Raw genomic sequence first — 18301 nt, forward strand, 5'->3', positions numbered from 1 at the left:
CCGAAGCCATAGCGCGTGAGCAGTCGGCAGTCCCAAAGATCGAAGGTAGACCATATGTCCGCACCCTTTTCCATTGCTGTCACCGGCCAGTCGCTCATCCGTCATGATCTTCGAACGATCGGCGATCCACGGCTCGCTGAGATCGCCGAGATCCTCAAAGCAAGCGATGTTGCCTTCACCAATCTCGAGACGACTATCTATGGTCGTCATGGTGGATGGCCGCTCAAAGGCAGCTATTTCGGCGCTGCAGCGCCGGATGTCTTGGCGGCGTTGAAGGAGCTCGGTTTCAATAGCCTGGCTCTGGCGAACAACCATGCTTTCGATCTTGGACCGCCGGGGATCCTCTCGACGCTGGAGGAGGTTGCGGCACACAATTTCCTGCATGCCGGCATCGGCCACAACAAGCATCATGCTTCCACGGCACAGAAAATGACGTTCGGATCCCGAAATGTCGCGCTGATTGCCATGGATGCCGGGCCAGGCCCGTCTTTCATGTACGCCGAGGACGCAACTGAGGGCAGGATAGCAAGGCCCGGCATCAATAGTCTGAAAGTCTCCAGGGTATTCGACCTGGAAGCGGGAACATTCAACTTGCTTCGCTCCATTCAGGAGCGTCTTCTAAGTTCGCCCTTGGAGCGCGCGAATTATGCCCAGCCAGAGGATCCGCCTGATCTTCATGGCCAAGACGAAATTGATTTCTATGGAACCGTGTTTCGCAGATCAGATGAGACCGCTCGCCGCATCGTCATGGACCGGCACAGCGCCAGGGCTCACCTTTCGGCGATCGCGGAAGAAGCGGGCCGCGACACGCTCGTCATCGTGTATTTGCATCATCACCATTGGGAGCCGAACTGGCAGCAAGTCCCCGTCTGGGTCCGCGAATTTGCGCACGATTGCGTTAACGCGGGCGCAGGCCTCTTTGTCAGCCATGGCGCTCCGGTCCTTCAAGGGGTTGAGATATATCGGAATACGCCAATTTTCTACGGCCTTGGCAACTTCCTCTTCCATACGGAAAAGGACGAACAGGAATGGAGCCCGCCGGAAGTGTGGAGGAGCGTCATCGCGACCTGCAATTTTGGATCTAGCGGACAGCTGGAAAATGTACGCTTGCGTCCGATTGTGATCGGTGGAACCGAGGCATTATCGAATCCTGCACGCGATCGCCTCCCCTTCCCTGTGCTCGCCGATGGCAGAATGGCGGCAGACATCCTTGACGATCTTGCCGACCGCAGTGCCGGTTTTGGCACTGTGCTTGACCGAGAGAAGAACGTTGGCCAGATCGCTTTTTAGAACCTGCAGTATGCGGCGATAACTCTACGAACCGCTGACCAATTTTTGCGGCCGCGCTCTTGTTGGTCTTTTTATGGGGAAACGTCCTTGTGTTCTTCCATCTCTTCATCGACAATCGAGCTGACGAGGGCAACGACCCGGCTGCGCACACGCGGAGAAAGGAGCAAAACGTCGTCTATCAGACGCCGTCCCTCCGCCGTGGATATGTAGGCAATCTTCCCATCGATCTCTGTTATGAATTGCTGGCCCTGAGTGGTTTCGGGATCTGGAAGGCCTTCGAAAAACCTCGAAACCGGGATCTTGAGGCAATTGGCAAGCTCGTAGAGCATCGAAGCGCTGACGCGGTTCTTACCGCTTTCATATTTTTGTACCTGCTGCAAACTCACCCCGATGCCGGCGCCGAGATCCCCTAGGGAGACATTCGACTGCATTCGGCGGATACGGATTTGCTGTCCGACATGCCGATCGACTGGATGTACCGACTCGCGTGCAACATCCGACTGTTTGGCTTGCGCAGGTCTCGAAGTCCGAACCTGGGCTGCTACATAGCGCTTCATGGTGGTCACCCCGATGGAGAGTTTCACGCGGTGCGCCCCCGCTGAAAACTCGCTCAACCCACTGATCGGGGAGTTCGTAACCGTGCTAGACGGCCCTGTGGCCTTTAGTTCCGAGGAACCTGGACATACGCCACAGGCTCCTCGACCGAAGGTCAAGGAGTGTGGTGCCGAATCGGCCGGCACCAACCGCTAACAGGGGTTACGAAGCCCCAAGGCAGCGCGTACTGCCTCGCTGCCAGCTTAGTTGAAATCCGCCCGCCGCGCAACCGAATTCTTTACAAAATTCAATAGCTTCGCTTTACGCGCGGACACTTGTCTCAAAGCGAGAGGTCACGCTTCGGGCGGTAAAGTGGTCAGAAAACCAAAGGAGGTGCGATCAGCGGAACGCCCATTGCCAGGATTGTCTGCCCACTCTCCCGGAGGAATAGGCTACCGCAAGCTCCGCCCATAGGGGGTCCTGGGTGAAGCTGGAAAGGGGCCCGCAAGCGTCGATAATGCTCATCTTGCCGAACAGCCCGAGAAGCGTTTCAATTCCCCCACGGCTAAAAGCATTCAACAGCGAAAATGGCTCGCACGGCGAGGAGATGATGCGATGGCCCCAAACCCCCGGCCGTTCGTCCTTTGACAGTGCGTTGAGAAGCTGTGTGTCACGATGGTTGTTCCTCAACGCCTCGCAGAATGCCCAGCGCATCAACGGATAATAGATCGTATGCCGACTTCCACCCAGGACACGCACGCCAGGCAGGATCGACGTTACGATGAACATCAGCAGAAGGTTCGGAACGATCCGGCCAGTTCTCAGGGCCTCCACAAGACTTGGCGGCGAGAATTCAACACAGACATCATCTGTCGCCTTCGACCGGAGGACCCTGCCATCCAGCCAAAGTGGAAAAAGCCGCCCTTCAATGCAGCCCCAGAAAAAATGCGTCGAGTTTTTCAGCCAGCCTCGCCAAGCCGTGTCAGCGAGTTGATCGATGCAGTGGATGAGGCGCATCGCGAATGCTCGGTCCTCGATCAGCGAGGCTCGCAGCCAGGACCGGCCATCGGAAAGGTGATCCGCGACCAGATCGGCAACGTCGGTATCGTCAAGCTGAAGAAAATCGACCTGGCTGTCAGAATACCGCTTCCAGAGGCAAAGATTTGCCGCTTTGATCGCCTCTGCCGCCGACTGGAATTCGCCCCGAGGCAAAAGGTCTCGCAAGCACGAAATTGCCTCCGAGTCATCACCGGGCCTGTCGACGTTTTGAAGATGGAACCTGTAGCAGCCGTTTCTGCCAAGAATGCTGTAGGGGATCATTTTGCTGCGCGACAGCCCGAAGACGTTGACTGCATCGCCATCGACGTGGAGCCAGGCCGGACCCTTGCGACCGCGTTCTACGAACTTCACTGTCGAGCAAGCGTAGGAGATATAGGATGTCCTGCCATGCGCGCGAAGTCCCATCAGGGAGAACAGATGGGTGTAAAATGCGTCAGGCTCGATCAACAGGTGGAGGTGGGGGCCACACTGCAGCACCGGAGCGACTTCGATTTCGGTTTGAAAGCGCGATGCGGCTTCTGCTGAATAACCCTGACGTTGCGCGACGGCCGCCACGCGTGACCGCAATAAAGACATTGCCTGGCTTCGCGCGACGCACCCCGATTGATCCGATCCAACCGAGAAAGCCGCCTTTGCGTAGTCGTTCAGCGATGCCTGCTCAAACTGACGCAACCAAGGGAATAATTCAAAAATGAGGGCCAACACCTCACCTTTTGAAACCAGGTCGCTATTGGGCGACGTCTCCATCCTCAGACGAACCGGCTTTCCGCCGGCGCTCCCCGATCCATGTTAAAGTAAAAGAAGAGCGCGACGGTCACCATCAGCGCCCCGAAGAGGCCGAAAATCCCCGAAGGTGGAATTGCGTCTCCGATCGTCCCGATGATGCCATACGCAAGAAGCCCTATCGAAACACAGATCGTGTGGATCTGGCTTCGCGCCCGCCCCAACATGTCAATCGAAACAGTCGATTGAACCCGTACATCGATCAGGATTCGCGTGACATTGTAGCAGAAGCCGAGCAACACCAGTTGAACGAGCGCTGACAAAAAGCTCTGGAAAACCGGAAAGCCCAACAGAACAATGCCAGCGAGCGCCGACTGGAAGAGGATGCTTTGTCGTCGCGAACGCGCCCTTCTGAGAAGAAGGGTTGAACAGCCCGCCATCGAACCGAGGGCCCAACCTGCCTCGAGATAACCGAACTCTAGCGCCGACCCCATGAGTTCGCGGGTGACATATGCGACGCCCAATACACTCACAAGCATGCCCATCGCATAGGTCAACGCATACATGACGGCGGTGGTCTTCAGTGAGTGAACGACGAAGGTCGTCGGCAACAGATCCATCCGACGAATGCTCTTTGCCTGCAAATCCGATCGAGAACGAGAAGGCGGCTGTCGGCCGAGCAGTGCCAGCAGCCCCAACAGTGATAGGCCGAAAAAGGCGCCAGGCAGGATCGACGTCAGATTCATCCCGATGGCGGTTAAGCTGTACCCGGTGACGATGGCGGCGATGAGATTGCCCGCCTGCATCGCAATATAAGACGCCGAATTGAATGAAGTGAGGTTCTTAGGACGAACGATGTCTGGAATGATGGCCTGCAGCGCAGTCGAATAGGTTCTGTCGATGAACGCGAAGATGGTCCACGATAGGCAAAGAACACCAAGTGGGTCACCGAACGAGAGACCAATACCAGTTGAAAATATGAGGATCAACCTGGATAAATCGCAAGCGATACAGACGAAGCGACGATCAAATCGATCAACTAGAACCCCACCAACATTGCTGGTGAGCAACTCGGCGGCACTGCCGAGCGCCAAAAGGATAGCTAGAGCGCTCGCGCTCTTGCTGACATCTGTCGCAGCCCATGCCGCCAGCACGAAGTAGACATTCCGGCCAATGGCCGACGCCAGAACACAGAAGAGATAGATGCCGCGAGAGGCATAACACCCTATGCCGCTGTTTTCTGTTGCGCCCACTTCATCCAAACTCCCTACTGGCAGGTTCATGGGGACATGCTATTCTTCTGAAGAGCTGGCGGCTTTCATGAAATTGATATTATCTCTCGTCCAGAACCAGCTATTCTTTCCAGAGCGCCCGGTACTCGGCAGGGGAAAATCCCGTCTCTCGGCGAAATCTGGTCGAGAGGTGGCTCCCGCTGGAGTAGCCACAGGCGATGGCGATCTCGGTCACGCTGATCGCAGTCGTGCGGAGAAGGTCGGTCACGCGTTCAAGACGGCGTTGGTTATAGAAGCCATAGGGCGTCGAGCCTTGCGACTGCTTGAAAGCGCGGGAAAAATGCTCGTAGGTCAATCCCGCCTCTTCAGCCAGAGCGCGCACGCTCGGAGGTCGATCAATGTGAGCTTCAATTCGCCCTATTACGCGCTTGAGAACCGTAGGCGACAATCCTCCTCGAGACAATCTGCCAGATGTGCCGGAGCGGCGCTGCAGAAGTCCGAAGATAGCCGCGAGGTGCCCTTCAACGATCAGACTCCCCACGGAATCGTCGTGTGAAAGTTCTCCGGCAATCTGCCGCGCCAAGCATTGGATCGGCAGATCTCTAAATCCAAGCTCCGGACGTAAGGTGCCTACGCGCGGGAGCTTGGTCGTGAGGTTGGAAAAAAAATCCTGCGTCACGGTTATCATAAGATAACAACCCTCAGCATCGCCTTCATCCCAACCGCTCCAATGGCAACCGGGCGGAATGTAAACAAGCGAGCCGTCTGGACGCGGACTGAACTCGACTCTTCGTCCGTCCACAAAATTTTCGCCGGATGCCGCCGTACCCCTTATGTTGAGGAAGATCAGGTGGTCATCCGCGACAACGTCGATAACCTGTCGCCCGAGACTGCGCCGGCGAACGACATCTGCGCGGGCATGGCTCCAAAGGCCTTGCTGGTGAAGGATGATCTCCCCTTGTGACTTCTTCATCCTCTCGGGGTGAATTGATGGAATGATCCCCACTCGAAAGCTGCTCCCCTGAAAAACCGGTGTGGTAGCGACCCTACCTCACCCCAAGTTGTCAACAAGCCAGGCTTTAACCTCAGGTCGAATTTCATGTCAATTTCATGAAAACCAATCAAAATCGTGGATGCGAAAAGATGACGTTCGCGATCATCTTCTGCCGACATCATCGCTGACGGCACAATCTTTTCGGGATGCGCGATTTCCCCCTGAACCCCAAAAACGCGATGGTGCGAGAGAAAGGCAGGCTTTCGCATGCGTGAATTTGCCGACTTCATTGAGGAGTGCGACCGTGCCCCTCGCCTTAACGAGCTTTCTGAGTTTTTTTCGACCACCGCATCCGGTGAGGCCGGAATGCCTATCCGTCCGCCTGAGCTCGATCGCCGCTTGTTCCCAGTGGACATGACGTTCAGGCGCTTTTCAGCCCTTCATCCGCTGCGCCGAGGTCCATTCGATAAGCACTACTTGAGCAGCATACCCTACCGCCTCGAAGAGGAGTGCCGCATAGGCGGCGCGATCCTCAAATACGCGCGGGCCAGAAAGGGTCAACTGCAACTCTACACGCTAGGTACAGCCGAGGGGACGATGGCTCGTGTGATCGGCGAACTTGGCAAGGGCAGGATAGAAACACTGTCATGCAGTCCCAACGTCGAAAACCTTAGAAGCTTCTATGCCTATGGCGTTCCTCCTCATGCCATGTTTTTTCACGGACCATTTCATTATTTGACATCGCAAAGGGTCCAAGAAGACGTGGAGCTCCGAAAGTTTGGCAGCGGTTTCGATATCATCCTCGAGGACACGACTTTCCAGATGTATTCGCCAAATCGCTTCGATCAGATCCGTTTCGTCTCGCAGCATCTCAAGACCAACGGGCTCTTCATGTTCGTCGAGAAGTTCAGGCATGAAGACGCCGAGGAATATCGGCGGCGGGAACGCCAGAAGGACCATAGCTTCAAAGCTCGCTTCTTCAGCGCGTCAGATATTCGCGCCAAGGAAGAGACGGTGCTAACGCGAATGGATCGAAACGAAGTCACCCTTTCGGAGATGAGCGAAACACTACGCCGGTTCTTTGGACACTCATTCGTCACCTGGAACAGCGGCAATTTCTACACGCTTGTCTCCAGCAACAGTCGGGAGAATCTCGACCTGTTCCTATCGAAGCTGTCCCCACCCGCGATTCCGGCAGAATATGTCTATGCGGACCTTCCCTACCGCCTTTACCCGGAATCCGAAGCAAGGCGGCTATCGGGGCGATCTTGGACCCTTTAGCGATTCCTCATCTTCACCGTCGCGTAAGCGCAACTGCGTCACGTCTTCACGAGCCTCAACTGGAACAACGTTCGCGTCAGCAGAAAGCGCTCCATCACGTTGAGCAGCCCTCAGCGCTTTGCCACCTCTAAAAGCCTTTTTTCTCCAAATAGGCAGGAACAGCATGAAGAAATCGATTGGCGAAGTCCGTCACTTCGTTGAGCTGAGCCCGCCGTGCAACGCGCATCTGGTCCTGCCACGAGCGCCATCATTCGCGGGTGAGGAAGATGTTCCAAAGTGCGTGCACGTCGCCGAAGCGTGTGTCGCAATCACGCGCACGCAGCACGTTGCCGACAAGATCTGCACGCAAATCGAGGACTTCTACCAATCCCTCGTCTCCGTGGGACCTGACAGGTTTCTAGCTTTCGAAGGTGGAGGCGCGATCATAAGGCCGACCAGTGAAAGCCTGTTCTTCACGGTCTCAGCGCGAGACCTCGTCACTTTCTGTGGCATCCGCGCGCTGCTGGAAGCAGGCTTGTTTCTGGCCACGTCCGTGTCCGAGGGGGCTATAGAGTGGCTTCACGCAGACGGCACCCGATCTGGTGAAACCTGCAATCGCCTCTACAACGACCGCTGCGGAACGGACGAACAGTAGCTTCGACCGCTCCGCCACCCAAAGGAAGATCGATCTCGGGACAATCGGGTCGTAGTGCTTTTCCAATCGACCAACCATTTCGTCCCCCCGCTTTTCTTCGAGTCTCAGAGGTTGATGCCGCGAGCGCGGCTAGCAGCCCTTTGGCGCCGCTCCGCTATGATCTGCTCACTGCTCTGCAGACGGACAGTCTGCTGCAGGACCTTCAGCCGCTCCTGCATCGCCTCGAAAGCTCGACGCTGCGCCGGCGGCACGCGGTTGACAAGATCCTTGTCACCCCGGACGAGGGCATTGCGACCGAAGCGCTCGTCGAGCGCTCGGCTGACAGCGGCAAACTCCCGGGCAATGCCCTGCTCGAGGGAAGCGGCGGAAACACTCAGCTTCCTGCTGTCCTTCCTCACCTCGACCGTCAGGTGCGCCAAAGCCTCTTCCGCAGCTTTCGAAAGAGCTGGAATGGCAACCGCCATGCGCCGCCGTTCGTCCGTGATAGCCTGGCGTTCGGCATCGAGGGCATTGAGGTGGGCCGCACCGAGCGCGCGCAGGCGCGCTGCAGCTTCCGGCACGGCCCGCATCGCCTCTTTCCGCTCCTGGCCGGACGCCAGCATCCGGTCCAGCAGGCGATTAGAACCGCGCAAAGCCCCATAGGCGGCCGGATCATTGGTCACCGCGGCGGCGATTCGATCAGCAGCAAAGCCTTTCCGGAGCAGCTCCTCGATCTTGCCGACGGCGCCCGACGGATCGCGCCAGATCATTGTCGCGGCGTTGGCCAATGCGCCACGCTGCTGGCGATAGAAAGGGTTGGAGAGCGCCCGCAATCGAGCCTCATCGTCGACCGACGTCTTGAACACGATGACGGCAGCAAGCATCGGCGGCACGGCGACATTCTCCTTCCCCGGTCCGTTCTCTGTCTCTTGGCCCCGAACAACACTGGCAGCCATGACGATCTTCGAGCGATCCTGCCGCTCGGCGAGATGCTGCGCCTCGGCAAAACGTTTGACCGCTTCGAACAGCCGGGCCAGCTCCTCGCGCCGGCCGGCCGTCAGATCTTCCGGCAAACGCTCGGTCATATTGCGTTCAGCAACCGCATCCGCCTTCGCGGTGAATGCGCTCCAGCCGAAGCGTGCCGTTAACGCTTCGCTGACCGCCTTGATCTCCTGCACGACCGAGCGGTCCTCGGCGGCAAGCGCAAAGGCGCTCTTATAGGCGTCGTCCCCGTCCCGGTTGCGCACCGCCTCGATCTCCATAAGGCGCGCCATCGCGCGCTCGGAAAGCGCCGGGATCGATAATGACATGTAGGAGCGCCGCGTCTGCTCACGCATTTCGAACCGTTCGGCATTCCGGCGGAACCCGGTCGCATGGGCCCGGGCCAGGGGAAGCAGTTCCTCCAGGGCTGCCTTTGCGACCTTGCGCTCGGAAAGCGCCGCGCCTCCGTCGACGATCAGCTCGGAGCCACGCAGCCGGCCGAGCCGGTCGGGTGCTGCGGCAAGATCAGCAGTGAGCCTGCGGGGTTCGGTGCCGGTGTCCGAGGCGAGCGCATTCAGGGCGACAAGTGCTGCATCCGGATCCCGGTAGATCTTAGTAAGCAGCGGTCGCAGCATCGTTTCCCGCTCCGTCCAGGCCGGTGACGAACGCTGCGCCAGCCGCGCATCCGCCTCGACACTCCTAACGAAGGACGTGCTCGGCGGGATCAGATACTGTGGTTCGCCAGCGCTTGCGCTCGCGATGGTGTGGGATTCAGTTCGCGCCTCGTTGTAGGCGAAGCGCCGTTCCCGCTCGATGGCAAAACCGAGCGCCACGCTTGCCCGCTCCCAGAGCTTTTCCACCTGCTCTCGCTTTGCGGTAATCCACGTCCAGCGCCGGGAAAGGCTTTCCTCCATCTCGGCGGCAGCAAGCGAGAGATGATCGAGCCCGCGGCGCCGGGCGAAGTCTTGCGCCTGGGCGCGATAGCCCGCCTCGCTCTCAAAATCGAGCGTCGTCGTCTTGGCACCGGAGCGCGACAAGCGTTCGACGAGACGGCTGAACACATCCGGCCGATGACTTTCCCGTTCGATGCGCTCCTGACGCGCTTCGGCGGTTTCGATCTGTCTGGCCGTCCAGACATTGCGGTCGACTTCCCTCTCCTCGTAACGCTTCTGACCTGTCTCCTCGTCGACAATGGCAATCTGGACCTTGACCCGCTCGACACCATCCTTGCGCAGCGTGATGGTGTCGCCGTCGGAGATGCCGGCATCGTCGAGCGCTTTCGGCAGGCTGACGCCCCAGAGCCGATGGGCGGTTCCGTCGTCCGTCCTGACATCGGCATAGGGGCTGTCGTCGGCATCCTCGTCCTCGGGCCGGAATTTGGCTTCGCCGGTTTCGACAAGCTCGCCGGTGACACCGGCGGCATGATCGACACGCGGTTTGCGTCCCCATTCCGGTCTCGGCTCAAAATCCTCTTTCGCCGCATAAAGATCGACGCGGTCGCGATGCCGGGTCATCGACACATAGGTCAGATGCCGGTCCATCATGCCGGTGGCGAGCACGAAGGTGCGGTCGACGGTCGACCCTTGAGATTTGTGGATCGTTGCGGCATAGCCGTGGTCGACATTGTCATAACTGTCCTCGCCGAAGACGACTTTATTGCCATTGTCGAGCAGAACCGACAGCAGCGGATCGCCGCGTTTGTCGCCGGTCGCGGTGACCGTGCCGAGCATGCCGTTCTTGACATATTGCGGCCCGGAGTGCTTGGCCCGCGGCTCGAGGAAGCGGGCGTTCTCCAGGAAGATGATGCGGTCGCCGGCGGCAAATTTTCGCGCCCCGCGCTCGGTCCGGAAGCTGCGGCTTTCGCCGAGGGCATTATCGCCGGCCATCACCTCACGCAGCGCCTCGTTGAGCTTGCGGACATCGTCGTTGGTGTGGGCGAGCACCAGCAGTTCATCACCGCGAAGACGGCCATCCCTGCCCTCGGAGATCGAGCGACCGATTGCGTGTTTGCGTGCCTCTGTCCAATCGACCACAATCCTGTCGATCGTTTCCTCGCGTGTGCCCGCCTCGACCAGGTGGCCCTGCTGGGTATAGGCGTCGAGGCCCTTCTCGACCTCGCCGCGGGCAAACAGCCGCGAGGCATTACGTGCCCAGGCCTCACGCTGGCGGCGCACGCCGGCAAGCTCTGCAAAGCCGATGCGTTCGGTAATTGCCCGGAAGGCAGCACCGGCCTGGATCGGCTGCAGCTGCATCGCATCGCCGACCAGCACGACCTTTACCTCAGCCTCCTCGGCAATCTTCAGCACACGGGCCATCTGCTGCGAGGCCACCATGCCGGCCTCGTCGATCACCAGCACATCACCGCGATGGAGCGTATCGCGGCCATTGGCCCAGGCCAGTTCCCAGGAGGCAAGTGTCCGCGACTTGATGCCGGAACTGTCTTGCAGCCCTTCTGCGGCCTTGCCGGCAAGGGCTGCACCGATCACCCGGTGTCCCTCGCCCTCCCAGGCAAGACGTGCGGCAGCAAGCAGCGTCGATTTGCCGGCGCCGGCAAGGCCTACAATAGCGGCAATGCCACCATCACCGGTGACATGACGGACAGCATCGACCTGCTCTGCATCGAGCCGGAACGGAGTTTTGGGATCGCCGCTCTCGATGCTCTCCACGCGTTCGATCGCCACCGTCACATTCCGCTCGGAAACACCGAAGCCGCGACGCTCCGACAAAACCCGCGCCGACTGCGCCATGTCGTATTCGATGCGCAGCATCTCCCGCGTCGTAAACACCGCGGGCTCCGACACCTTTCCTGTCTCTGCCTCGATCTCCTTCGGCTTCAGTATGACCAATTGGTCCGACGCCATCAGCCTGGCGCGGATGTTGGCAAAATCGGTGGGATCGTCGACGTAACGGTGCAGCGCCCTGGCGATATCCCTCTCGTCGAAGGTAGAGCGTTCATTGCCGAGCTGCTTCAGCAAAAGCTCCGGCTCTGAAAGCAGCCGATCGGCCATCTCCTGGCGGCGGGCGAGATCGGCCGGCGCGAAGTGGAGCTCCCTGCCCTTCCTCGCCAGCGCCGCCTTCTCCGGCCCGAGATGTTTTTGCGCGATCCCGTCGAGGCCCTGTTCGGCATAGGAGCGACCGTCGAGGCGGATGTCATGTCCGGCCAGCGCCAGATGCCGGTTGGCCGTTTCCGCCCAGGCGATCTTCCACGCTTTCATCGTTTCCTTGTCGCCCGCCCAGACTTTGTAGACGATCTTGCCGTTCGGGCGGTCCGGCGTGACGACACGCAGCGGCTTGCCACCCTCACCAAGCACTGGAACCTTCTTTGCCCCGAACCCCTCCTCCGTCGCCGGCCGGAGCGTCGTCATCAGGTGGATGTGCGGGTTGCCGTCCTTGTCGTGATAGACCCAGTCGGCGATCATTCCTTTCGAGGTGAGATTGTCGCGGACGAATTCGCGCACCAGCGTGATATTCTCGGCCCGCGTCAGCTCCTCCGGCAGCGCGATGATCAGTTCGCGGGCGAGCTGCGCATCTGCCCGCGTCTCGAAGGCGTCAACGGCATTCCAAAACACTTCGCTGGCCTTGCTGACGGACTGACCTGATATCGCCGACCGCAGCCAATCCGGGATCTCATCCGGCAGCGCCAGTTCCTCATACATCAGTTCGCCCGCCCCACCGCGATAGCTGAACGACGTTCCCGCCTGCTCGTCCATCATCCGGGCGCGGTGGCGATAGGCGGCAGCCGAGACGATGCTGCGTCCCGATCCCCTGCTGATCACCTGCGCTCTGACGAACATGATCGCCACTGGCGTCTCCAGACTGGCCCAAGCACGTCGCGACAGCGACGTATATTGCGCCCTCAAACAGATCGGACCGAAGGGCCGATGCCGCTTTTCTGGTTGCACGGTAGCGCATTTTACTGTTTTATTCTAGTTAGTATAATCGCACCTTCGACATCAAAGCAGAAAAGGAACCAGGAATGGCGACAAAATCATCGATTTCCGATCTCGACGCCCAGATCGAAAAGCTGCGCGAACGCAAACGATTGTTGATAGTTAAATCGGCCGAGCGGTTTGCCCGCGCCGCGACCAGAACCGGGCTGGCGGAGATGGAGATCGCCGACGAGGAGGTCGATCGGATCATCGAGGAAATCGCCGCGCGATTTCGGAAGGGGGAAAGGAAAGGCGCCGCTGGCCCCACTCCTCAAACGCGTCGACCAGCAGATAGCGGCGCTGGAGCGCAGGGGCAGGTTCCAAATGACGGCTGAGCGCAAGCGCGACACGCGCGAAAAGATCCTGCTCGGCGGGATCGTCGTCAAAGCCGGGCTATCGAAGGCGGATCGGGCGTTCCTGCTCGGCGGCCTCATAGAAATGGCAAGGCTCGTCCCAGGCTCCATCGAGCATCGGCGGCTGCGCGATATCGGCGAAGAGGCTTTCAAGGCCCCCTCGCTGAGGAACGGTTCATCGCATCTCGAGGAGAAAGTAAGATGGGCCTAAGAGGGAAACCGCATCCGAGCCTGTTACTCGTTTTGGTACCGATCGCCGTCACCACGATCACAATCTACATTGTTGGCTGGCGATGGCCGGGACTCGCCGCCGGCATGTCCGGGAAGATAGAACACTGGTTCCTGCGGGCAGCACCTGTACCGCCTCTACTGTTCGGACCTCTTGCCGGACTTCTGACCGTGTGGGTCTTGCCGCTGCATCGGCGAAGGCCGGTCGCCATGGCAAGTCTTTTGTGTTTTCTCAGCGTTGCCGCCTTCTATGCGCTGCGCGAATTCGGCCGGCTTGCACCTACTGTGCAGGCCCGGGTCGTTCCGTGGGATCGAGCGCTGTCCTATCTTGATATGGCCGCAGTCATTGCTGCCGTCGCCGGCTTCATGGCAGTGGCGGTGTCCGCCCGCATCTCCGTCGTCGTGCCAGATGAAATCAAGCGTGCCCGGCGTGGAATATTTGGAGATGCCGATTGGCTGCCGATGGCGGCAGCAGGAAAGCTGTTCCCGCCGGATGGGGAAATCGTGGTCGGCGAGCGTTATCGGGTCGACAAGGAAATCATCCATGCGCTTCCCTTCGATGTAAACGATCGCAGCACATGGGGACAGGGCGGGAAGGCGCCATTGCTCACCTACAGACAGGACTTCGATTCCACCCATATGCTGTTTTTCGCGGGATCGGGCGGATACAAAACGACCAGCAACGTCGTGCCGACGGCGCTCAGATATACCGGACCCATGATCTGCCTCGATCCTTCCACTGAGGTCGCGCCCATGGTCGTCGAGCACCGCACCAATGCGCTCGGGCGCGAGGTCATGGTGCTCGATCCGACGAACCCGATCATGGGCTTCAACGTGCTCGACGGGATCGAAGCATCCAAGCAAAAGGAAGAGGACATCGTCGGCATTGCCCATATGCTGCTGTCGGAAAGCCTTCGCTTCGAAAGCTCGACGGGATCCTACTTCCAGAACCAGGCGCACAACCTCCTGACCGGTCTGCTCGCCCATGTGATGCTCTCGCCCGAATATGAGGGCCGGCGAAGCTTGCGCAGTCTCCGCCAGATCGTTTCCGAACCGGAGCCCTCGGTGCTCGCTATGCTGCGCGACATTCAGGAGCATTCCGGTTCGGCCTTCATCCGCGAAACGCTCGGCGTCTTCACCAACATGACCGAGCAGACGTTTTCGGGCGTCTATTCCACAGCATCGAAGGATACCCAGTGGCTGTCGCTCGACAGCTATGCCGCGCTCGTCTGCGGCAATGCCTTCAAATCGAGTGATATCGTTTCGGGCAAGAAGGACGTCTTCCTCAACATCTCCGCATCGATCTTGCGCTCCTATCCGGGCATCGCTCGTGTGATCATCGGCTCGCTCATCAACGCCATGGTGCAGGCCGACGGCGCCTTCCAGCGCCGGGCGCTGTTCATGCTCGATGAGGTCGATCTGCTCGGCTACATGAGGGTGCTCGAGGAGGCGCGCGACCGCGGCCGCAAGTACGGCATCTCGATGATGTTGATGTACCAGTCGGTCGGGCAGTTGGAGCGGCATTTCGGGAAGGATGGCGCGACGTCATGGATCGATGGCTGCGCTTTCGCCTCTTACGCAGCGATCAAGGCGCTCGACACGGCGCGCAACCTCTCTGCGCAATGTGGCGAGATGACGGTGGAGGTGAAGGGCAGTTCCCGCAACATCGGCTGGGACACGAAGAACAATGCATCCAGGAGATCCGAGAACGTCAACTTCCAGCGCCGGCCGCTGATCATGCCGCACGAGATCACCCAGTCGATGAGGAAGGACGAGCAGATCATCATCGTCCAGGGGCATAGTCCGATCCGCTGCGGCCGGGCGATCTACTTCCGGCGAAAGGAGATGGATCAGGCAGCGAAGGTCAATCGTTTCGTCAAACCGGTGCTATGATCGTGGTTTTATCAGCGGCCCACCTCGTCCTCGCCGGCATAGGCGTCGACGGCGTTTTCGAGTTCGGCAAAAAGCTCATCGGGCATCGTTTCGATAGTGCCGACGGTGCGTCGGTCTGCCTGCCTGATCAGTTGCTGATAATCTTCGATATTGAGGAGAACCAGCCGGGGTTTGTTCCGCTGGGTGATCGTCACCGGATGACGCAGCGCCTCGGCGATGATGTCGCCGGATTTACGTGAGAGGTCACTGGTTGAATACGTCCCGCTTGGCTTCGGCATTGGGCTTCCTTGCTATCGCTGGAATTTAGAGCATTTACAACATTACTGCGATTGTTGTGAAACTTCGCAGCCGTCCTTCCTCGGCTCACTTGAGGGCCATCGGCAACTGAGAGGCAACCTCGTCTGTCGCCTCTCAGTATGTGAGATGGTGCTGCTACCACCATGACCAAACGACGCGCCCCGCATAGACCGGGATGCGAGTTGCCAACGTGATATCCTTGATGATCGGCGCCAGCGAGCCGAGTTCGTCCGCAATCAGCGCAACGAGCTCAGGATAGTTGATATCGACGCCAGTGTCGTCGGCAGCCCAAGCGCTCATCCAATCGCCGCCGTTGACGCGGAATTCATGCGTGTCGTAATCAATTTCGAGTTCGTCCAGCAGATTGATAGTGAAGCGCCCGAAAATCTCGATCTCGCCCTCCAGCTGATATTCGGCGAATTCATCCTCCCCGATGAGAACACTTCGTTCCAATTCCATGATGACGCTGATCCGATCGATTGCCGCGTCGAGCCCCTCAACCAGGCGATCGTGAAGCTCTCGCGAAAAATCGCTGTCGCAGCCGAAGCGGTTTGCCAGGACGACGAGCCGGAAGCCGGCAAACTTGGTGTAGAGTATAAGGTTCTGATCGGTTGTCATAATGTGATCTCCTTCGTTGATGACGGAGATCGGCCACTCTCTTGCAAAGAGGGGTCAAGGACCGCGGAACGCGGCTCGCAAGCGGGGGAACCGATTTTTCCAGAGCGCAGTGAAACGCAGCAGCGGAAAAATTGGGGGAGACGCGCCGTCCTTGACGCCGGATTTGCTGGAGTAAAATTGGACGTCAGAGAGAGAAGAGACCCGCGGACCCGAAGGGGACGCGACCGTTTCCGGCGTGAGCCGGCAGGAGGTGTCGAGGATAGAACCGCCGCCCTGCGGCTGGGCAATTCGCTCACGTCATTCCGCGAGAGGGGGCGTGACCGGAGGCGGAGACGGTGTTCGGGCTCCGTGAGCGGAGCGAATAGCACCCGGCCGCCGATTGGCCGGCTCGCCCAAATCCATGATCTTCGGCTTCAACGATCATCACAAAAATGAATCGGTGTGGGCCGACCGATTCATAAGTGTCGTTAGACGCAAAAGCTGGAAGAGGCGACTCTCCGTCATGCTCACTCAACCCTATCAGCTCTACATCGAACGCAGGGACGCGACGAAAAACATGGCGCGCTTCTACGCGCTCGCAATCGAACCGACGTTGTTCGGCACACCATGCCTGACGCGGCGATGGGGACGCATCGGAACGATCGGACAAGCCATGGTGCATCACTTCGACAGAGAGGAGGATGCAGTCCGTATGTTCCTCGAACTTCTCCGATCAAAACGGGCGCGCGGCTATAGGCCGAACACAAATGTCGGACGGGAACCCATGGTCCGGGCTGTCCGCGGAAGTCTTCCTGGTCCTTGCCGGTAATTATCGGCGTGAAGCGCAGCTTCGGGTCGACGCGCCGGTCGATCCGGCGTACCGGCCCAGGCGAGGAGGCAAACGCCGCCTCAGAAGGGTGGCGCGGCGTCGATGGCGCCCTCCTGCTCGGCGATCGCTACCCTCAGTTCGGCCCGAGCGATCTCCAGCTCCGCTTCGATCTGGCGGCGCTCAGCCGGATCGGCGTTCCTGAGCTCGGCCCGCAGTTCCTCAACCTGAATTTCGAGTGCAATCGTCATCGTCGTCGTCTCCTGAAATGTGAAAGATGACGCCCGGGGTCGTGAGGATCGGGCCGGGTCAAGGATCGCGTCAGCGACCGGCGGAGCCGGCGAGCGGAGGAACCGATTTTCTGACGGTGCCCTTCAGGGCGCCGGCTGAAAATTGGAGGGGCCGCGAAGTCCTTGAGGCGGCACGAGCCTCACGGCAGACTTCAAGTATCTGAGCAGACAGGGTCCTTGGTCTCGTGTGGCACGACAGGAGGATTGAAGGCGGGCTCGATGCCCGCTTTCAATCCCGCTATTGCGCGCAAAACCTGAGATACGGCGAAGCCGGCCCCGATTGCTCGAGGCCGCTCGCTTTGTTCTTCAGTTCGGGCTGTTCCAGAGGATCACCTTCTTGCTAGGATCGCCGCCGGGTGCCGGTGCGAGATTGCCGAAGATCACACCGATCTCGGGAGCCTCAAGCTTCACTGAGAGGTATTCCTCGCCGGTCTGCCGCGCGATGCGGTTCCAGGCGGCGCCGATCTCGAAGCCCGTCTTGCGGTGAATGACGCGGTAGTCGGGCGCTTCTTCGCTTGCCTTGCTGGCATTTGGGACGATGGCGATCGGGGCGTTGACCCGGATCGTGGCGAAGACGCCTTCGAGGATGCCGTCGGTCTTCTGCGTGAGCGTTGCGATCGTGGTGGCCATGGTTGTTGTCTCCTTCGGTTGCTCGGGACCATTCCCGATGGCGCACGAAGAGACGGCCGACCTGCTGCGGTCAGCTCGCCTGAAAATTTTGCAAAATTCTATTTTCCACCAGGATAAACGAACCGAAATCGAATTTGCAAAAATTTCGGGCGAGTCTTACCCCTTCAGGGGTTGGCCGCCAAAGCAGGCGGTCGTCTATACGAGCGATATAAAACGGGAATGGTTCGGGGCAATCGAAGGAGACAACAAACCATGGCCTCCCGGTCCAAGCACTGGGGGATATTGGCCGCACACTCCACGGACGCTTCGCCCGCATGTCGATCAACATAATACCCTCGCCCGCTCCCGGCTGCGGCAGGCTGTGAGCACCTCGATAACATTTCTGCTGATCGGCGAGGTCGCCGCGGCACCGCATTGCCGTCTGCAGACCGTGCTCCAATCCCGGGTGAAGCTGTTCACGCGGGCGTCGAATGAGTGATCTTCCCCAAACGTGCCCGCTCCCAAGCACCTGAGCCGCCGATGGGTCGCCAGGTACATCGCCATTGGCAAAC

The 18301-nt window shown here is 59.3% G+C and carries 17 protein-coding genes; 8 read left to right on the plus strand and 9 right to left on the minus strand.

Annotated features, from left to right (window positions below; genetic code table 11):
• Positions 1 to 54 precede the first annotated feature (54 nt).
• A complete protein-coding gene (locus tag EV130_RS27875; RefSeq protein WP_004668595.1) occupies positions 55 to 1290 on the plus strand; it encodes a CapA family protein in 1236 nt (411 codons plus the stop codon).
• A 71-nt stretch (positions 1291 to 1361) separates the two neighbouring features.
• On the opposite strand, the gene EV130_RS27880 is transcribed toward EV130_RS27875, so the two are convergent.
• From EV130_RS27880 to EV130_RS27895, 4 genes are all read right to left on the minus strand, one after another.
• Positions 1362 to 1847, minus strand: coding sequence for a helix-turn-helix domain-containing protein (locus EV130_RS27880; protein WP_018247165.1), 486 nt, complete (start codon positions 1845 to 1847; stop codon positions 1362 to 1364).
• 376 nt (positions 1848 to 2223) lie between these two features.
• A complete protein-coding gene (locus EV130_RS27885) occupies positions 2224 to 3630 on the minus strand; it encodes a hypothetical protein (RefSeq protein ID WP_018247164.1) in 1407 nt (468 codons plus the stop codon).
• Positions 3631 to 3632: 2 nt separating this feature from the next.
• On the minus strand, positions 3633 to 4889 hold the full coding sequence (locus EV130_RS27890) for an MFS transporter (protein WP_004676106.1): 1257 nt from the start codon (positions 4887 to 4889) through the stop codon (positions 3633 to 3635).
• Between the two features lie 70 nt (positions 4890 to 4959).
• Positions 4960 to 5811: a helix-turn-helix domain-containing protein gene (locus EV130_RS27895; RefSeq protein ID WP_157214064.1), complete on the minus strand. Its 852-nt coding sequence runs from the start codon at positions 5809 to 5811 to the stop codon at positions 4960 to 4962.
• A gap of 288 nt (positions 5812 to 6099) precedes the next feature.
• Here EV130_RS27895 and EV130_RS27905 point away from each other — a divergent pair, with 288 nt between their 5' ends.
• Both EV130_RS27905 and rctB read left to right on the plus strand, forming a co-directional pair.
• The gene (locus EV130_RS27905) at positions 6100 to 7113 is read left to right on the plus strand and encodes a class I SAM-dependent methyltransferase (RefSeq protein WP_004676105.1); all 1014 of its coding nucleotides are present in this window, start codon (positions 6100 to 6102) and stop codon (positions 7111 to 7113) included.
• 163 nt (positions 7114 to 7276) lie between these two features.
• On the plus strand, positions 7277 to 7747 hold the full coding sequence (gene rctB / locus EV130_RS27910; RefSeq protein WP_004676103.1) for an SMa0974 family conjugal transfer regulator: 471 nt from the start codon (positions 7277 to 7279) through the stop codon (positions 7745 to 7747).
• A gap of 104 nt (positions 7748 to 7851) precedes the next feature.
• Here the strand turns inward: rctB and traA are convergent, their stop codons facing one another.
• Positions 7852 to 12510, minus strand: coding sequence for a Ti-type conjugative transfer relaxase TraA (gene traA, locus EV130_RS27915; protein WP_018247162.1), 4659 nt, complete (start codon positions 12508 to 12510; stop codon positions 7852 to 7854).
• Positions 12511 to 12683: 173 nt separating this feature from the next.
• Here traA and EV130_RS27920 point away from each other — a divergent pair, with 173 nt between their 5' ends.
• Genes EV130_RS27920 through traG form a run of 3 tightly spaced genes read left to right on the plus strand, consistent with a single transcriptional unit; the run spans position 12684 to position 15110 of the window.
• Positions 12684 to 12971, plus strand: a complete 288-nt coding sequence (locus EV130_RS27920) for a TraC family protein (protein ID WP_004676102.1) — start codon at positions 12684 to 12686, stop codon at positions 12969 to 12971.
• Positions 12961 to 13200: a conjugal transfer protein TraD gene (locus EV130_RS27925; RefSeq protein WP_004676101.1), complete on the plus strand. Its 240-nt coding sequence runs from the start codon at positions 12961 to 12963 to the stop codon at positions 13198 to 13200. Before EV130_RS27920 ends, EV130_RS27925 begins: the two co-directional genes overlap by 11 nt.
• Complete coding sequence (traG, locus tag EV130_RS27930) at positions 13191 to 15110, plus strand: Ti-type conjugative transfer system protein TraG (RefSeq protein WP_004676100.1); 1920 nt, start codon at positions 13191 to 13193, stop codon at positions 15108 to 15110. The genes EV130_RS27925 and traG overlap by 10 nt, the downstream gene beginning before the upstream one ends.
• Before the next feature lie 11 nt (positions 15111 to 15121).
• Here the strand turns inward: traG and EV130_RS27935 are convergent, their stop codons facing one another.
• Both EV130_RS27935 and EV130_RS27940 read right to left on the minus strand, forming a co-directional pair.
• Entirely contained in the window at positions 15122 to 15388 is a 267-nt protein-coding gene (locus EV130_RS27935; protein WP_004676099.1) for a type II toxin-antitoxin system prevent-host-death family antitoxin, read from the minus strand.
• 154 nt (positions 15389 to 15542) lie between these two features.
• Entirely contained in the window at positions 15543 to 16025 is a 483-nt protein-coding gene (locus EV130_RS27940) for a hypothetical protein (protein WP_004676098.1), read from the minus strand.
• 502 nt (positions 16026 to 16527) lie between these two features.
• On the opposite strand from EV130_RS27940, the gene EV130_RS27950 reads away from it, so the two are divergent.
• Positions 16528 to 16833, plus strand: coding sequence for a WGR domain-containing protein (locus tag EV130_RS27950; protein ID WP_004676097.1), 306 nt, complete (start codon positions 16528 to 16530; stop codon positions 16831 to 16833).
• Positions 16834 to 16913: 80 nt separating this feature from the next.
• On the opposite strand, the gene EV130_RS32745 is transcribed toward EV130_RS27950, so the two are convergent.
• A complete protein-coding gene (locus tag EV130_RS32745; protein ID WP_004676096.1) occupies positions 16914 to 17081 on the minus strand; it encodes a hypothetical protein in 168 nt (55 codons plus the stop codon).
• 345 nt (positions 17082 to 17426) lie between these two features.
• Positions 17427 to 17750, minus strand: coding sequence for a DUF736 domain-containing protein (locus EV130_RS27955; RefSeq protein ID WP_004676095.1), 324 nt, complete (start codon positions 17748 to 17750; stop codon positions 17427 to 17429).
• A 37-nt stretch (positions 17751 to 17787) separates the two neighbouring features.
• Between EV130_RS27955 and EV130_RS27960 the strand changes: the two genes are divergently transcribed.
• Positions 17788 to 18228 (plus strand): hypothetical protein, encoded by a 441-nt coding sequence (locus EV130_RS27960; RefSeq protein ID WP_004676094.1) that lies wholly within the window; start codon positions 17788 to 17790, stop codon positions 18226 to 18228.
• The last annotated feature ends 73 nt before the right edge of the window (positions 18229 to 18301 follow it).

Source organism: Rhizobium azibense (assembly GCF_004342325.1).
Taxonomy (GTDB): Bacteria; Pseudomonadota; Alphaproteobacteria; order Rhizobiales; family Rhizobiaceae; genus Rhizobium; species Rhizobium etli_B.

Excerpts from the sequence above, each read along its gene's own strand:
- EV130_RS27895 (WP_157214064.1), bottom strand. The coding sequence starts at position 5,811 with ATGAAGAAGTCACAAGGGGAGATCATCCTTCACCAGCAAGGCCTTTGG.
- EV130_RS27885 (WP_018247164.1), bottom strand. The coding sequence starts at position 3,630 with ATGGAGACGTCGCCCAATAGCGACCTGGTTTCAAAAGGTGAGGTGTTG.
- EV130_RS27935 (WP_004676099.1), bottom strand. The coding sequence starts at position 15,388 with ATGCCGAAGCCAAGCGGGACGTATTCAACCAGTGACCTCTCACGTAAA.
- EV130_RS27875 (WP_004668595.1), top strand. The coding sequence starts at position 55 with ATGTCCGCACCCTTTTCCATTGCTGTCACCGGCCAGTCGCTCATCCGT.
- EV130_RS27905 (WP_004676105.1), top strand. The coding sequence starts at position 6,100 with ATGCGTGAATTTGCCGACTTCATTGAGGAGTGCGACCGTGCCCCTCGC.
- EV130_RS27955 (WP_004676095.1), bottom strand. The coding sequence starts at position 17,750 with ATGGCCACCACGATCGCAACGCTCACGCAGAAGACCGACGGCATCCTC.
- EV130_RS27960 (WP_004676094.1), top strand. The coding sequence starts at position 17,788 with ATGGCGCACGAAGAGACGGCCGACCTGCTGCGGTCAGCTCGCCTGAAA.
- rctB (WP_004676103.1), top strand. The coding sequence starts at position 7,277 with ATGAAGAAATCGATTGGCGAAGTCCGTCACTTCGTTGAGCTGAGCCCG.
- traG (WP_004676100.1), top strand. The coding sequence starts at position 13,191 with ATGGGCCTAAGAGGGAAACCGCATCCGAGCCTGTTACTCGTTTTGGTA.
- EV130_RS27880 (WP_018247165.1), bottom strand. The coding sequence starts at position 1,847 with ATGAAGCGCTATGTAGCAGCCCAGGTTCGGACTTCGAGACCTGCGCAA.
- EV130_RS32745 (WP_004676096.1), bottom strand. The coding sequence starts at position 17,081 with ATGACGATTGCACTCGAAATTCAGGTTGAGGAACTGCGGGCCGAGCTC.
- EV130_RS27940 (WP_004676098.1), bottom strand. The coding sequence starts at position 16,025 with ATGACAACCGATCAGAACCTTATACTCTACACCAAGTTTGCCGGCTTC.
- EV130_RS27925 (WP_004676101.1), top strand. The coding sequence starts at position 12,961 with ATGACGGCTGAGCGCAAGCGCGACACGCGCGAAAAGATCCTGCTCGGC.
- EV130_RS27920 (WP_004676102.1), top strand. The coding sequence starts at position 12,684 with ATGGCGACAAAATCATCGATTTCCGATCTCGACGCCCAGATCGAAAAG.
- EV130_RS27950 (WP_004676097.1), top strand. The coding sequence starts at position 16,528 with ATGCTCACTCAACCCTATCAGCTCTACATCGAACGCAGGGACGCGACG.
- EV130_RS27890 (WP_004676106.1), bottom strand. The coding sequence starts at position 4,889 with ATGAACCTGCCAGTAGGGAGTTTGGATGAAGTGGGCGCAACAGAAAAC.